Origin of the sequence: Specibacter sp. AOP5-B1-6, from assembly GCF_052376555.1 — a bacterium.
Classification (GTDB): domain Bacteria; phylum Actinomycetota; class Actinomycetes; order Actinomycetales; family Micrococcaceae; genus Specibacter.
In genome coordinates, this window is sequence record NZ_JBQSVT010000004.1 from 115,228 (window position 1) to 130,585 (window position 15,358).

The window sequence follows — 15,358 nt, forward strand, 5'->3', positions numbered from 1 at the left end:
CGGCCACTCCCCCCGACCGCCCCGGGAGGCCGTGGGTGGGTAGTCGGCGGGGAGGCCGGCCGGCGGGTCGCGCTACAGGGTGAAGGCCGTGCCGCCCGTGGCGCTGTGCTTGGCCCGCAGGGCACTTGGATCGTCAATGGGGCCTGCCGCAACGGTCAGCTTGGTGAAGTCGAGCTTCTCCTCGCGGATGCACACCTTGATGTTGGCGACGGCACGGGCAGCATCGGGGGCCGCGATGTAGACGTTCAGCTTCCCCAATCCATGGCCGGCGGCAGTGAATTCCATTTTTTCCAGCACTCCGCTGCCACGCCAGGCAAGGTGCGGGGTCAGGGTGTCCTTGACGCGCTTGGCCAGGTGCTTGTCGCGGTCCGAGACACGGTCGCTCTTGAGCGCAAACTGGGCCACCACGAGCGTCTGCTCTTCCCGGGTGAGCACGGCGTAGCCGTCCTCACCGCACTGTTCGGCGAACGCCGCCAGCATGCCCTCGGCTTCCTCCACCGACTTCACCACCACGTCCTTGGACGTGCTGATGTGCCCAACAGTGCCGTGGTTCAGAACGAAATACACCTCCGGCGATTCGCTTGTGCCCGCCTCATCGTCCGTCTCCCCGGCTCCCCCGGCGTCAACCCACGCTTCACGGAAAACCAGGGTTCCGGCGTCGTCCCGCTTGTACATGCGCACAATGTTGGGATCCATGCCCGCCAAAATTGTTTGGTTGCCCTGCTCTGTCATGCTTTCCTCTGTGCCAGTCATGGCGATGTCCTTCCTAGGGCGAACCAGGCCGCATCGCGGCCGTCGAATGGGGCATTGGCGCCGGCTACGGCCTTGACGAGTTCCGCGCAGGCGGATTCCATGCGGGTGCACAGCTCATCGGGGTAGGCCAGTTCGATGCGGTGCTGGGCAAATTCATCTTCATCATCAACGTACAAGCCGCGCGTTGCCGTGCGGACCACGTCCAGATCCATGTCGATCATGTGGAATTCGACCACCTCAGGGCGGATCCGCCGCCACCGCAGATCCATGGCCAGGTCAATGTACAGCTCCACCTTTTCCGGATGCGCCTCATCGTAGAACGTTGCCACCCAATCGCCCGTGAATGGGATCAGCAGGACCGCATCAGATTCGGTGTACAGTGCAGCACCGGGGCGGGAGATGAATTCGTGTGTGCCCTGAAATATCCAGTGCCCGAACTCATCGACGCCCAGGTAACGCCCGGGCACAACCCAATGGGATGTGCCGTCGTACTTGCGGTTCCGGGCCACCACCAGGTCTCCGGGACGCGGGAGGTCCGTCTCTTGCTGTTGCGGGACGGCCGCTTCCTTCACGGCCGTCACAGGATCGGCATCTGCCCTGTGCGAGGTGCGGGCTGGCCGGGCAGGGGGCGCGCGAAGGGGACCTTGGTGCCAAGGACCTGTTCGACGACGTCCTGGGAGACCCGCTGTGCCGTCAGGCCCACGCGCTCAAGCACCTCGCCGCGGCTGCCGTGGTCCAGGAACTCCACCGGCAGGCCGACCTCGTTCAGGGCGGTGTCGATGCCTGCGGCGCGCAGTTCCTGGCGGATGCGCGAACCGACCCCGCCGGCGCGGACGCCGTCCTCCACAACAATGACAATGCGGTGTTGGGATGCCAGTTGCACGATCGAGCGCGGCACGGGCAGCACCCAGCGTGGATCGACGACGGTGGAGGTGATTCCTTGGTCGCCAATGCGTTGGGCCACCTCGAGGGACAGTTCGCTCATGGCGCCCACGCTCACGATCAGCACGTCAGTCTGCGGATCCTTGCCGGCACCGGGCATGTCGTGGTGTGCACGGGCCAGGACGTCGACGCCGTCGTACAGCCGTTCAAGGGCGGCGATCTCCGGGCCCACCTTGCCCTTGGAATAACGCACCACCGAGGGGGCGTCCGAAATGGCGACGGCCTCACGCAGCTCCTCGCGCAGGCGGACCGCGTCGCGGGGGGCGGCCAGGTGCAGTCCGGGGACGATTTGCAGCATGGAAAGGTCCCACATCCCGTGGTGGCTGGCGCCGTCGGGTCCGGTGACCCCGGCCCGGTCCAGGACGATGGTGACACCGGCCTTGTGCAGGGCCACGTCCATGAGGAGCTGGTCGAAGGCCCGGTTCAGGAACGTCGCGTAAATGGCGATGACGGGGTGCAGCCCGCCAAACGCCATCCCGGCGGCCATGGTCACGGCGTGTTGTTCGGCAATGCCAACATCGATGACGCGGTCGGGGAATTTTTCCGCGAACTTTGCCAGGCCCACGGGAAGGAGCATGGCTCCCGTGATGCCGACGATGTCGTTGCGTTCCTCGGCGATCTTGGTGATTTCATCCCCAAAGACGGCGGTCCAGGACTTGCCGCTGGGTGTTTCAACCGATTCACCGGTCTCGGGGTTGATGATGCCGACGGCGTGGAACTGGTCGTTGACGTCGGCCCGGGCGGGGGCGTAGCCGCGGCCCTTTTCGGTGAAGGCGTGGACGATGACGGGGCCGCCATAGTTCTTGGCGGCAGTCAACGCTGCCTCCATGGCTTTTTCGTCGTGGCCGTCAATCGGGCCGACGTACTTCATGCCGAGGTCGTCGAAGAGGCCTTGTGGGGCCCACCAGTCCTTCACGCCCTTCTTGGCTGCGTGCAGGCTCTTGTACACGAACCGGCCGGCGGCGTTGCCGTCCTGGAGTCGCTTTTTGCCCCACGACATGGATGCTTCATATTTTTTGTGGGTGCGCACATGGTCAAGGGCCGGGCGCAATGAGGCCAGGTAGTCGGCTACTCCCCCGACGGTGGGGGCGTAGGAGCGGCCGTTGTCGTTGACGACAATGATCAGCTTGCGGTTTTTGTCCGCGGCAATGTTGTTGATGGCTTCCCAGGTCATGCCGCCGGTCAAGGCGCCGTCGCCAATCACAGCCACGACGTAGCGGTCGTTCTCGCCGTTGAGCTGGCGGGCGCGGGCGATGCCGTCGGCCCAGGAAAGCGAGGAGGACGCGTGTGAGCTTTCAACAATGTCATGCTCGGATTCGGCCCTGTCCGGGTAGCCGGAGAGTCCGCCTTGTTGGCGGAGGGTGGAAAAGTCCTGCCGTCCGGTGACCAGTTTGTGCACATAGGACTGATGTCCCGTGTCGAAGACAATGCTGTCACGAGGTGAATCGAAAACCCGGTGGATGGCCAGTGTCAGTTCCACCACGCCGAGGTTCGGTCCGAGGTGGCCGCCTGTTTGGGACACGTTGGCAATGAGGAAGTCCCTGATTTCCTGGGCAAGGCTTTCCATCTGGCTGTCGCTGAGCCTGCCCAGCTCGCGCGGATGCGTGATGGTTTCTAAAAGTCCCAATTGGTACCTCCCTGGGTCCACGGTCAACGTCTAACAATATCGCGTCCCGTGCCCGGGTGCGCGCAGACCCCGCTGGGCCCGTGCCATTTATGTCTCCGGTTCTGCTTTCCGGCACCAAAAGTCCCGGCGCCAGAGTGCGGCTCCGGTGTCGAAAAGCACATTAACGCATCGAGGGCGGGCACCCGGTTTCCCGGCTGCCCGCCCTCAACGTACTGCGTTCCTGCCATTACAACCCATGCCCGCGGCCCACATGCTGAAGCGCCGGGCCCAATATTGTTGGGCCCATGCCCTCGAGGCGTTGATCCCTGATAATTGGGCCCACGCGCCCGAGGCGTTGAACCCTGATAATTGGGCCCACGCGCCCGAGGGGCCCCAAGTCAAGACGCGCCAGCGTCTTGACTTGGGGAGGGCGTGGGGACTAGCTTGCTGCTGTGATCTGGCGCAGCACGTACTGCAGGATGCCACCGTTGCGGTAGTAGTCGGCTTCACCGGGCGTGTCGATGCGCAGTGCGGCATCGAAGCTTACGGTGGTGCCGTCTTCAGCAACTGCCGTGACCTTGAGGGTCTTGGGCGTGGTGCCGTTGTTCAGCTCGGTCACGCCTTCAACGGAGAAGGTCTCTGTGCCGGTCAGGCCCAGGGATTCCGCGTTTTGGCCGGCCGGGTACTGCAAGGGCAGAACGCCCATGCCGATGAGGTTGGAGCGGTGAATGCGCTCGTAGCTCTCGGCCACGACGGCCTTTACGCCCAACAGTGCGGTGCCCTTGGCTGCCCAGTCGCGTGAGGAGCCTGAACCGTATTCCTTGCCGGCCAGGACGACAAGCGGGGTGCCGGCAGCCTGGTAGTTGACGGAGGCGTCGTAGACGTAGGCCTGCGGGCCGCCTTCCTGGGTGAAGTCGCGGGTGAAGCCACCTTCGACGTTGTCCAGGACCTGGTTGCGGATGCGGATGTTCGCGAAGGTGCCGCGAATCATGACCTCGTGGTTTCCACGGCGTGAACCGTAGGAGTTGAAGTCCTTGCGCTCCACACCGTTGGCCAGCAGGTACTGCCCGGCGGGGGTGTCCGACTTGAAGGAACCAGCGGGGCTGATGTGGTCGGTGGTGACGGAGTCGCCCAACTTCAACAGCACGCGTGCCCCGGCAATGTCCTCAACCGGGTCGGCCTCGGCCTTCATGCCCTCAAAGTACGGGGGCTTGCGGACGTAGGTGGACTTGGGGTCCCATTCGAAGACGTTGCCTTCGGGGGTCTCCAGGGCCTTCCAGCGGTCGTCGCCATCAAAGATGGTGGCGTAGGAGTTCGTGAACATCTCGCGGTCAATCGAGGCATCCATGACTTCCTGGACCTCAACCGGGTTCGGCCAGATGTCCTGCAGGAAGACGTCGTTGCCGTCAGCATCCTGGCCCAGGGCGTCAGCTTCAAAGTCGAAGTCCATGGTGCCGGCCAGGGCGTAGGCGATGACCAATGGCGGCGACGCCAGGTAGTTCATCTTCACGTCCGGGTTGATGCGGCCTTCGAAGTTGCGGTTACCGGAGAGGACTGCGGTCACGGACAGGTCGTTTTCAGCAATGGCTGCTGAAACTTCGGTGTCCAGGGGGCCGGAGTTGCCGATGCAGGTTGCACAGCCGTAGCCCACGGTGAAGAAGCCGAGCTTCTCCAGGTAGGGTACGAGGCCCGACTTTTCGTAGTAGTCGGTGACAACCTTGGACCCGGGGGCCACGGAGGTCTTGACCCACGGCTTGGACGCCAGGCCCTTGTTGACGGCGTTGCGGGCCAGAACGGCTGCAGCGAGCATCACTGAAGGGTTGGAGGTGTTCGTGCAAGAGGTGATCGAGGCGATCGAGACTGCACCGTGGTCCAGCTCGAATTCGACGCCCGATTCGTTCTTGACGTGGATCGGGCTTGACTGGCGCCCGTTGGCACCGGCAGCGGCGGAAACCACTGTGCGCTCGGTGTCGTGGGTGTGGCTGTCCGGGTGTGTGAAGGACGGGGCGTCGGAGGCCGGGAAAGATTCTTCCAGGGACTCGTCAACCGTGTTGCCTTCAGCGTTTTCTTCGCCGGCAACGTAGTTCTTCAGGTCCGAGCGGAACTGGCCCTTGGCGTTGGTCAGCTCGATGCGGTCCTGCGGGCGCTTGGGGCCCGAGATGGACGGAACCACGGTTGACAGATCAAGTTCGAGGTACTCGGAGAACTGGATCTCAACCGAAGGATCATGCCACAGGCCCTGCTCCTTGGCGTAGGCCTCCACGAGTGCGACCTGTTCCTCGGAACGGCCGGTCAGGCGCAGGTAGTCGATGGTGACATCGTCAATCGGGAACATCGCAGCCGTGGAACCAAATTCCGGGCTCATGTTGCCGATGGTTGCGCGGTTGGCCAACGGCACACCGGCAACGCCTTCGCCGTAGAACTCCACGAACTTGCCAACAACACCGTGTTTGCGCAGCTGCTCGGTGATGGTGAGCACAACGTCGGTTGCCGTGGCCCCGGCCGGAATGGTTCCGGTCAGCTTGAAGCCGACAACGCGGGGAATGAGCATGGAGACGGGCTGGCCAAGCATGGCTGCCTCGGCTTCGATGCCGCCAACGCCCCAACCCAGCACGCCGAGGCCGTTGACCATGGTTGTGTGGGAGTCGGTGCCGACGAGCGTGTCGGGGTAGGCGCGCAATACGCCGTCGACCTCGCGGGTCATGACGGTGCGGGCCAGGTACTCAATGTTGACCTGGTGCACGATGCCCATGCCCGGGGGGACGACCTTGAAGTCTTCGAAGGCGCTCTGGCCCCACCGCAGGAACTGGTAACGCTCACCGTTGCGCTGGTATTCAATTTCCATGTTGCGCTCGACGGCACCTGAGTTGCCGAAAACGTCAATCTGCACGGAGTGGTCAATGACCATCTCGGCAGGAGCCAAGGGGTTGACACGGGTGGGATCCCCGCCGAGCTCCTTGACTGCTTCACGCATGGTTGCCAGGTCAACGATGCAGGGAACTCCAGTGAAGTCCTGCATGATGACACGGGCCGGGGTGAACTGAATTTCTGTGTTGGGCTCCGAATTCGGGTCCCACTCTGCCAAGGCCCGCACATGGTCTGCCGTAATATTCGCACCATCTTCGGTGCGCAGCAGGTTCTCCAGCAATACCTTGAGGCTGAACGGAAGGCTCTTTGCGCCTTCTACCGAGTTCAGTCGGAAAATCTCATAGTCGGTTCCGGCAACATTAAGTACGCCTTTGGAACCAAAACTGTCCACATTAGTCATCGATGGACTCCTCTCGCCACTGCTTTTATCTTTGTCACGCAAGGGACAGTATGCCAGTTAGGCAGCCCTTACTCACGTTCGGAGACTGCCCCGCGCTTCTTCAAAAAGCGGTACAGCAGCTCGATCGCCACGCATCCTGTTGCAGTTACGGCAATCGTAGCTGTCAGCAGCCCCCCGCTGGGGATGTCGAGGGCAAAGAACTTCCGGGCGAACGGCACGGCCATCACCAATACGAGGCCGGCAACCATGGCGGCAACGAGCAGCGACCGCCATTTGTCGAACGGGCGGGCCAGCGCACCAAGGACCCACAATGCGACGAGCAGCACCGTCATGGTGACGGCGGTCTGGGCCTCCGTGATGACCTGATCTTCCCCCACGGAAGTATTGGGGAACGCCTGCGCGTAGGAGTAGACGGCCATGATGCACGCGGCCACGATGGTCCCCGAGGGAATGGCGAACATGAGCGTCCTGCGCAGGAAGCCAGGCTGGTAGCGGCGGCCGTTGGGCAGCAGGGCCAGGAAGAACGCGGGGATGCCAATGGTCATGGAGCTCACAATTGACAGTTGCCGCGGCAGGAAGGGGTATCGCCACATCAAGATGCCGATGGTGATGGAAATGATGATGGCGTAGGTGGTTTTTGTCAGGAACAGGTTGGCCACACGTTCCACATTGGCGATGACGCGGCGCCCCTCCGCAACCACTGAAGGAAGGTGTGAAAATTGGCCATCAAGCAAAACCAGCCGTGAGACTGCCTTGGTGGCTGCGGCACCACTGCCCATGGCGATGCCGATGTCGGCGTGCTTGAGCGCCAACGCGTCGTTGACGCCGTCGCCCGTCATGGCCACAACGTGGTCGCGGCTTTGCAAGGCAAGCACGATGGATTTCTTTTGCTCCGGGGAGACCCGGCCCAGCACACTTTCATGTTCCAGGACGTCGGCCATGGCCTCAAGGTCCTCCGGCAGTCCGCGGGCGTCATACCCGTCGCCGGTGAATTCGAAGCCCACATCACGGGCCACGGCAGCAACGGTGCGCGGGTTGTCGCCGGAAATGATCTTCAACAGCACGCCCTGGTCGCGGAAGTACTGGAGCGTCTCGGCGGCGTCGGGACGCACCTTTTCACGGAACACCAGCAGGACCACGGGCTCGAGCCCGGCCAGGGAAAACTCTCCGCCACCGGGCGTTTGTACCGCCCTGTGTGCCAGCACAACGGCCCGCAGGCCGCGCCCTGAGGCCCCATGGGCGGCTTCCAGCGCCTCGGAGTGGTCTCCGGCCGCAAGGACCACCTCGGGGGCGCCCAGGACCCAGTCGCCGGCCAAACGGCCGGGACCGAAGGTGACGGCACTGTATTTGCGGGCACTGCTGAAAAGCACCTGGTCCGAAGGTTCCTGCGCCGGAACTGCCGCATAGGTGCCGGCAAGGCCGGCGGCAGTGGCGTTGGCGTTGGGGTGGGCACCCTGCCAGGCAAGAACCTCTTCCCACCCTGCGACGGCACCAAACACCGTGGTGCCGGCCAGTTCCATCCGGCCTTCCGTCAGCGTCCCGGTCTTGTCCAGGCAGACCATGTCGACCCGGGCGAGCCCCTCCACGGCCGGCAATTCCTGCACCAGAACCTTCCGCCTGGCCAAGGTCACTGCCGCCATGCCAAAGGAGATGCTCGTCAACAGCACCAGCCCCTCCGGGATCATGGCGACAATGCTGGCAACGGCGCTGACCACTGCCACACGCCAGTCCCCCGTGGCAATGGCCGCTGCCCAGCCGCCATGGGCGCTCATCTGTCCGTTGATCACCAGCAGGATGATCGGTATCAAGGCCCAGGCAATGTACAGGATGATCCGGTTGATCGAGTTGCGAATTTCCGAGTTCACCAGTGAAAAGCGCCGCGCTTCCGCGGTCAGGGCCGAGGCATATGATTCGGCGCCGACCCTGTGCACCCGTGCCGTGCAGTAGCCGGCGACGACGGCGGAGCCGGACAACGCCGTGTCCCCGGGCATCTTGGTGACCGGGTCGGACTCCCCCGTCAGCAGCGACTCGTCAATTTCGAGGGCCTCGGCTGCCAGCACCAAGGCGTCGGCAGGGACCTGGTCGCCGGTGCGCAGCAGCAGGACGTCATCCTGCACCACGTCGGCGACGGCGATTTCGCCCTCCTTCCCGTCCCGCAGCACCCTGGCTCGTGGCGCGTGCAGCACGGCAAGCCTGTCAAGGGTCCGCTTGGCTCGGTATTCCTGAACCACCCCGATGGCCGCGTTGGCCAGCACGATGAAGCCAAACAAGGCGTCGCGGGCGTCCCCCACCAACAGCACCAGAACCAGGCAGCTGCCCAGCACGGTGTTGAACAAGGTGAACACATTTGCCCGCACAATGGCCCAAATGCTGCGGCTGCTCTCATGCGCGACGGTGTTTGTCAGCTCCGCGGACCGGCGTTCATGCACCTGCGCGGCGTTCAACCCCGACTGCTCAAGCGTCTCGGGGTCAACCGGCGCCAGCCGTCCGCGCGCCTGTTCCATGGCCGAGCGGCGGTGTTCGTCGCGCCGCTCGGCCAGCACAGTGCCCTTCGGTTTGTTGCGCGTGAGGTCGCGCCGGGGCGGGCGGGCCTGTGCTGCCGTCTGCTTCAACGCCGCTCCTAGTCCGTGCTGGATGCTTTCGCTGCCGACACTGCTGCCGACACTGTTGCCGGACGTGTTGCCGGAATAAGGAGGGCCACCGTTTCGACATGGTGCGTGTGCGGGTACAGGTCAAAGGCGCGCAGTTTTTCAACCTGCCAGCCGGCGTTGGCAAAGTACTTCACGTCCCTGGCAAAGGCTGCCGGGTCGCAGGAAACGTAGGCAATGGCCGACGGCGACGTGGCCACCAGGGCACGCACCACGGCTTTTCCGGCACCTGCCCTGGGCGGATCAAGCACGACGGCGTCAAAGCGGCGGCGCTGACCGGCCGCGGTTTGGGACGAGCGGGACTGGGTGCCGAGGATTTTCTCCACCCGGCCCTGCAGGATTTCCACCTGCTCGCTGGCGTGCAGGTTCTTGCGGGCGTCGCGGCTGGTTCCCGGGGAGCCTTCCACTGACAGGACACTGCCGTCAGGGCCAACAGCGTCGGCCAGCGGTGCGGTGAACAGGCCCGCCCCGGCGTAAAGGTCCGCGACATCGGCACCGTCGTTCAGGTAGCCGCCCTGCAGCAGGAAGCCGAGGGCAGCGTCGGTGAGGACCTTGGGTGCGTTGCGGTGGATCTGCCAAAAGCCGTCGCCGGTCACCCGGAATTCATGGTCATCGGTGGTTTCCTTGACCCACCCGCGGCCGTTGACAACCTCGATGGCACTGTTTTCCGGGTTCCAGCGGGCCACCGACGGCGGGGTTTCCAGCGCGGCCAGGGCGCGGGCCACGCGCTTGACGGCGGCACCGGACGCCTTGTCACTGAGACCAAAAACGGGTGCCAGCAGCACCAGGGTGCCCGAGCCGTTGGCGGGGGCGGCAACCTCAACGCGCTCGATGCCGGTGAAATCAATCTCCCAGAGGCGCAGCTCGTTGATGGCGGGGATGGCCAGGGGCATGTCCTGGATGGGCAGGATGCTGTGTGAGCGGTGGGCGTGCATGCCCAGCTTGCCCGACGGCGTGACGGCGTAGCCAACCCGGGTGCGCCAGCCAAGGCCGTCCCGCTGGGCCTGGTTTCCCTTGGCATCGACGTCTTCAACGCCGGCGGTGAACAAGGCATCGAGCCGGTCCGGGGACAGGCCGCCCAGGCGTTCAAGCTGTTCGCGCACCACAGCGGTCTTCAATCCGCGCTGGCCGGTGCGGCTCAGGTGCCCGAATTCGGCCCCGCCCACGGGTGCGCCATGGCGGGCGGCGGCCTTGAGTGCGTCAGCCTCGGGCCAAAAGTGGGCCACACGTTCCGGGGACGCTTCCACGACGCGGGTGACGTCCGCGCGCCAGAACTTGGCGTCGTCGTCGTGCTCTGTCAGTGAAATTTCCACGGTTTCCCCGGGGATGGCATGGCGGACAAAGATGACGCGGCCGTCGTGCCGGGCAACGCAATGGCCGCCGTGGGCCACCGGGCCAACCGTGACGGTGAGGCGGGGTGTGACAGGGGTGGTGGGCTCGCTCATATGCTCTATTCCTGGTATTTCTTCGCGTCGGTGGAGGATTTCAGCTGCCAAGGCACGCTGGCAACCACTACTCCGGGTTCAAAATGCAGCCGCGTCTTAATCCGCAGGGCGGTCTGGTTGTGCACCAGCTGCTCCCACCATTTGCCCACCACGTATTCCGGGATGTACACCACGATCAAGTCGCGCGGGGAATCCCTGCGCATGGCCTTGATGTGGTTGATCAGCGGTGTCAGCGTTTCCCGGTAGGGACTCGCCAACACAGTCAACGGTACCGGGATGCTCAGCCTGTCCCAATCCGCGAGGGTCTGTTCGGTCTCCGCAGGGTCCAAATCAACGGTGATGGCTTCAAGGGTTGAGGGCCTTGACGCCCGGGCAAAGGCGATGGCCCGCATGACCGGCTTGCGCACGTGGGAGACCAAGATCACCGCGTGGATGCGGGCCGGCAGGGCCTTGACGGCTGAATCCGTCTCCACGGCAAGCTCCTTGGCCACGTTGTCGTAGTGCGCACGAATGCTCCACATGATGACAAACAGCACGGCCATGGCCAGCAGCGCGATCCAGGCGCCCTGCTCAAATTTCGTCACCAGCACGATCAACAGCACCGTCAGCGTCATGCAGAAACCAATGGTGTTGATGAGCCGTGAGCGCATCATGCGGAACCGCAGGGCCTTGTCCTTGACCTTGAGCAGCTCACGGGTCCAATGCCTCATCATGCCGAGCTGGCTGGCGGTGAAGGAGATGAACACGCCCACGATGTACAGCTGGATGAGGCGGGTGACGTCGGCGTCGAAGGCGATGATCAGCACCAGGGCGCCGGCAGCCAGCAGGAGCACGCCGTTGCTGAAGGCGAGCCTGTCACCGCGGGTGCGCAGCTGGCGGGGCAGGTAGCCGTCCTTCGCCAGGATGGAGGTCAGCACGGGAAAACCGTTAAACGCGGTGTTTGAGGCAAACACCAGGATGGTGCCGGTCGCGGCCACAATGATGAAGAACGGGATGGACCCGGCCCCGAAAATCGTCGACGCAATCTGGCTGATGGACGGATTCTGCACGTAGTCCACCGGCGGGGCAACCCCGTTGACGAGGAACTCGGTGTGCGGGTCCGCGACAATGTGCACGCCGGTGCCATTGGCCAGGAACAGGATGCTGGCCATCATGCCGGCGGCGATGGCGCCCAGCAGGAGCAGCGTGGTCGCGGCATTCTTGCTCTTGGGCTTGCGGAAGTTGGGCACGCCGTTGCTGATGGCTTCAACGCCCGTCAGGGCGGCGGCGCCGGAGGAGAAGGCGCGCAGCAGCAGGAACGCGCCTGCCAGCCCGACAAGCCCTTGGTTGAACGCGGCCTCGGGGACAATCTCAAAATCGGCCGACGGCGCCCTGCCCAGGGTCCCCGTCGCGGCCTGGAAAATGCCCGCGGCGGTCATGGCGAAGATGCAGAACATGAAAATGTAGGTGGGGACGGCAAACACCGTGCCGGCCTCCCTGATGCCGCGCAGGTTCACCAGGGCCAGGATGATGACACCGACGACGGCGATCAAGGCCTGGGTGCCGTGCCAGCCGGGGATGGCGGTGGCCAGGTAATTTGCCGCCGAGGACATGGAGACCGCAACTGTCAGGACGTAGTCGACCATGAGCGCCGAGGCCACTGTCAGGCCGGCACCCTTGCCCAGGTTGACGGTGGCAATTTCGTAGTCGCCGCCACCCGAGGGATAGGCGTGCACGTTTTGGCGGTAGGACGCCACCACCGTCAGCAGGACAACCATGACGGCCAAGCCCACCCAGGGTGAAAGCGAGACGGCCGCCACCCCGGCCAGGGCCAGGGTGAGCAGGATTTCATCGGGGGCATAGGCAACCGAGGAGAGCGCGTCGGAGGCAAACACCGGCAGGGCGATGCGTTTGGGCAGCAGCGTGTGGGCAAGTTTGTCGCTGCGGAACGGACGCCCCACCAGGACCCGCTTAAACGCGTTGAAGAAGTTCAGCACGCGGGTAACGCTAGCACCACCGGGACCTGCAGGACCTGCAATGTCCATGCCGTCTGGTGCGTGGCACACTGGTGCTAGCACTTTGGCAGCCCGCAAACGGTCACAACTTGACCATTGGTGCACCGGCAACGTGAAATTAGACCCGCACCGCATGCCACAGCATGCGGGACCAGTTGCGGTTCCCGGCAGTCGCCGCCGGGCCGCCATGACAAGGAGCATCAGTGGCACATTTTGTGATCATGGGCTGCGGCCGCGTGGGCGCAACACTGGCCCACACCCTGGAAGACTCCGGCCACTCGGTCGCCATCATCGACCAGGACGAGCGCGCCTTCAGGCGCCTGCGCACGGGATTTGGCGGGCGCAAGATCACAGGTGTGGGCTTCGACCAGGACACCTTGAAACAAGCCGACATTGAAAATGCCTACGCCTTTGCCGCTGTCTCCAGCGGTGACAACTCCAACATCCTGGCCACCCGCGTTGCGCGCGAGACGTTCCATGTTGAGCACGTGGTGGCCAGAATTTATGACCCCGGCCGGGCCGAAATCTACCAGCGCCTCGGCATCCCCACCGTGGCCGCCGTGCGTTGGAGTGCCGACCAGGTGCTGCGGCGGATCCTTCCCGAAACCGCCATCAAGGGCGACTTCCGGGAACCGTCCGGACGGCTGCTGCTCAGTGAGCTCAACCTGCACCCGGGCTGGATCGGACGCCACATTTTGGACATTGAAGGAGCCGCCCGCGTCAGGGTGGCCTACCTGACCCGTTTTGGGGAGGGCATGCTTCCCGGCCCGGACTCGAGTTACCAACAAGGCGACATTGTGCACGCCATGATTGTCGGTGCGCAGTCAAGCGAGGTCGCACGCGTCCTCGCTGCCGCACCCGTGAAGGAGAGCTAGCATGCTGGTAGTCATCGTCGGGGCAGGCAGCGTGGGATGTTCAATTGCCAAGGAACTGCTCTCCAACGGCCACGAGACGTTGTTGATCGACCCCAAGCCGGAGGTGATTGGCAAGAGCGGATTGCGCGGTGCCCGTTGGCTGGTGGGCGACGCCTGCGAAATCAGCACCCTGCGCGAGGCAAAGCTGGAGGAAGCCGACGTGGTGGTCTCAGCCACAGGTGACGACAAGGTCAACCTCGTGGTCTCACTCCTGGCCAAGTCCGAGTTTGGTGTTGGCCGCACGGTTGGCAGGGTCAACAATCCAAAGAACGACTGGATGTTTGACGACTCCTGGGGTGTTGACGTCGCGGTGAACACGCCCCGGCTCATGACGGCGCTGGTGGAAGAGGCCGTGGAGATCGGCGACCTCGTCCGCCTGCTGACCCTGCAGGCCGGTGTCGCCTCACTGGTGGAATTCACGGTGCCATCCGACTCGCACGTGATCGGCCAGACCGTCGGCACCATCGACTGGCCGCAGGACTCCACCCTCGTGGCCATCCTGCGCGACGAAGCACCCATCACGCCCAGCCCGGACGACGTCGTCGAGTCCGGGGACGAGCTGTTCTTCATCACCACGATCGCCGCGGAAAAGGACCTCCGCGCCCTCCTCGCCTCGCGCTAACCCCCTCAAAGAATTCGAGTTTGCACTTGTTGGATCGGCAACCGCTTTCGTCACGGCCAATGGTCCAACAACTGCAAACTCGAATATTGAAAGCTAGGCCTCGGGGGCGGCTTCTTCGGCTGCTTCGGCTTCAGCTTCGGCGACGGGTCTGCTGACGAGCCAGGCGATCCACAGTCCGAAGGCATACAGCGGCACGCCCATGATCAGCCGCATGGCACCCAGGGCGTCCACCTGCCCGGCAAAGTACAGCGGCAGCTGCACAGCCAGCCGGGCGGCCATGACGCCAACCAATATCCAGGTGGCGACGCGGTAGGCACGCAGGCGCTCGGCCTTCTCGCGCCAGCGCAGCCCCTCGTTGCGCGCGTAGCCGAACAGCAGGCCCAAAACGGGCCAGCGCACGGCAATGGAAACCACCATCGCCGCAATGTAGGCGGCGTTGGTGTAGAACCCCACCGTGTAGTAATTCTCGGCCTTGCCGGTCTTCATGGCCAGAAAAGCTGACAGTGCGACGCCGGCAATTCCTGCCAGCGCCTGCGTCAAGGGGGTGCGTTGGATCAGTCTGGCAATGAGGAACACGGCCGCCACGGCGACAGATCCAACCAGGGCGATGGTCAGGTCCCGGGTCAGGGTGAAGGCCACCAGGAAAACCAGGCCCGGCAGGATGCTTTCAGCGATGCCCCTGACGCCACCGGCAGCAGCCAACAAGTCAATGTGCCCGTTTTCCTTGCGGACAAGGGCGTTCTTGGCAGCCATTTCCTGGGCAATCTCGGCGAAACTGCCGGCGGGCTTGTCCGCCGGCGGGTTCTCTTCGGGGCTCTGCTGGCTCAACTAGCTCTCCTGGGTTCCAATGATCTCGTAGCGCGGGTTGTACATGGTGGGCTGCCCGTCGCGCAGGGACACCATGCCTTCAACCCGCAAGCGGGTGCCGGCCACAATGCCGGGCATCCGCCGGCGCCCCATCCACACCAGGCGCAGCCGGTGGTTTACGCCGTCGTCGGCAACCCGGGAGGACTCCCTGTCCGTAAGAATCGCTGTGTAGGCGGGGGCCGTCGTGGCCGGCAGAATCGTGACGGCGTCGACGGCTCCGGCACAGACGGCACGGCCACGGGCCGGCAACTCGCTGATGGCGACAGGTTCGCGCCAGTCGCTTTGCTGCATGGCTGCCA

11 protein-coding genes are annotated in these 15,358 nt (G+C 64.2%); 2 read left to right on the forward strand and 9 right to left on the reverse strand.

The window, feature by feature from the left end:
• Positions 1-72: 72 nt before the first annotated feature.
• From ACT3TS_RS03325 to ACT3TS_RS03355, 7 genes are all read right to left on the reverse strand, one after another.
• On the reverse strand, positions 73-753 hold the full coding sequence (locus ACT3TS_RS03325; RefSeq protein WP_444530058.1) for a hypothetical protein: 681 nt from the start codon (positions 751-753) through the stop codon (positions 73-75).
• Complete coding sequence (locus tag ACT3TS_RS03330) at positions 750-1,334, reverse strand: DUF402 domain-containing protein (protein ID WP_444530059.1); 585 nt, start codon at positions 1,332-1,334, stop codon at positions 750-752. Before ACT3TS_RS03330 ends, ACT3TS_RS03325 begins: the two co-directional genes overlap by 4 nt.
• A complete protein-coding gene (gene dxs / locus ACT3TS_RS03335; protein WP_444530060.1) occupies positions 1,331-3,322 on the reverse strand; it encodes a 1-deoxy-D-xylulose-5-phosphate synthase in 1,992 nt (663 codons plus the stop codon). Before dxs ends, ACT3TS_RS03330 begins: the two co-directional genes overlap by 4 nt.
• A gap of 418 nt (positions 3,323-3,740) precedes the next feature.
• Positions 3,741-6,569 carry an aconitate hydratase gene (locus ACT3TS_RS03340; protein ID WP_444530061.1) on the reverse strand — a complete coding sequence of 943 codons (2,829 nt, stop codon included), beginning with the start codon at positions 6,567-6,569 and terminating at the stop codon, positions 3,741-3,743.
• A gap of 68 nt (positions 6,570-6,637) precedes the next feature.
• Complete coding sequence (locus ACT3TS_RS03345; RefSeq protein WP_444530092.1) at positions 6,638-9,073, reverse strand: HAD-IC family P-type ATPase; 2,436 nt, start codon at positions 9,071-9,073, stop codon at positions 6,638-6,640.
• Between the two features lie 116 nt (positions 9,074-9,189).
• A complete protein-coding gene (locus ACT3TS_RS03350) occupies positions 9,190-10,662 on the reverse strand; it encodes a class I SAM-dependent RNA methyltransferase (RefSeq protein WP_444530062.1) in 1,473 nt (490 codons plus the stop codon).
• Positions 10,663-10,667: 5 nt separating this feature from the next.
• Positions 10,668-12,638 (reverse strand): APC family permease, encoded by a 1,971-nt coding sequence (locus tag ACT3TS_RS03355; RefSeq protein WP_444530063.1) that lies wholly within the window; start codon positions 12,636-12,638, stop codon positions 10,668-10,670.
• 221 nt (positions 12,639-12,859) lie between these two features.
• Between ACT3TS_RS03355 and ACT3TS_RS03360 the strand changes: the two genes are divergently transcribed.
• Both ACT3TS_RS03360 and ACT3TS_RS03365 read left to right on the forward strand, forming a co-directional pair.
• Positions 12,860-13,531, forward strand: coding sequence for a potassium channel family protein (locus tag ACT3TS_RS03360; protein WP_444530064.1), 672 nt, complete (start codon positions 12,860-12,862; stop codon positions 13,529-13,531).
• Position 13,532: 1 nt separating this feature from the next.
• Entirely contained in the window at positions 13,533-14,192 is a 660-nt protein-coding gene (locus ACT3TS_RS03365) for a potassium channel family protein (RefSeq protein WP_444530065.1), read from the forward strand.
• A gap of 93 nt (positions 14,193-14,285) precedes the next feature.
• Here the strand turns inward: ACT3TS_RS03365 and ACT3TS_RS03370 are convergent, their stop codons facing one another.
• Both ACT3TS_RS03370 and ACT3TS_RS03375 read right to left on the reverse strand, forming a co-directional pair.
• Positions 14,286-15,020 carry a DUF3159 domain-containing protein gene (locus ACT3TS_RS03370; protein ID WP_444530066.1) on the reverse strand — a complete coding sequence of 245 codons (735 nt, stop codon included), beginning with the start codon at positions 15,018-15,020 and terminating at the stop codon, positions 14,286-14,288.
• Complete coding sequence (locus tag ACT3TS_RS03375; RefSeq protein ID WP_444530067.1) at positions 15,021-15,350, reverse strand: hypothetical protein; 330 nt, start codon at positions 15,348-15,350, stop codon at positions 15,021-15,023.
• Between the last annotated feature and the right edge of the window lie 8 nt (positions 15,351-15,358).

Excerpts from the sequence above, each read along its gene's own strand:
- ACT3TS_RS03325 (WP_444530058.1), bottom strand. The coding sequence starts at position 753 with ATGACTGGCACAGAGGAAAGCATGACAGAGCAGGGCAACCAAACAATT.
- ACT3TS_RS03340 (WP_444530061.1), bottom strand. The coding sequence starts at position 6,569 with ATGACTAATGTGGACAGTTTTGGTTCCAAAGGCGTACTTAATGTTGCC.
- ACT3TS_RS03345 (WP_444530092.1), bottom strand. The coding sequence starts at position 9,073 with ATGGAACAGGCGCGCGGACGGCTGGCGCCGGTTGACCCCGAGACGCTT.
- ACT3TS_RS03350 (WP_444530062.1), bottom strand. The coding sequence starts at position 10,662 with ATGAGCGAGCCCACCACCCCTGTCACACCCCGCCTCACCGTCACGGTT.
- ACT3TS_RS03365 (WP_444530065.1), top strand. The coding sequence starts at position 13,533 with ATGCTGGTAGTCATCGTCGGGGCAGGCAGCGTGGGATGTTCAATTGCC.
- ACT3TS_RS03375 (WP_444530067.1), bottom strand. The coding sequence starts at position 15,350 with ATGCAGCAAAGCGACTGGCGCGAACCTGTCGCCATCAGCGAGTTGCCG.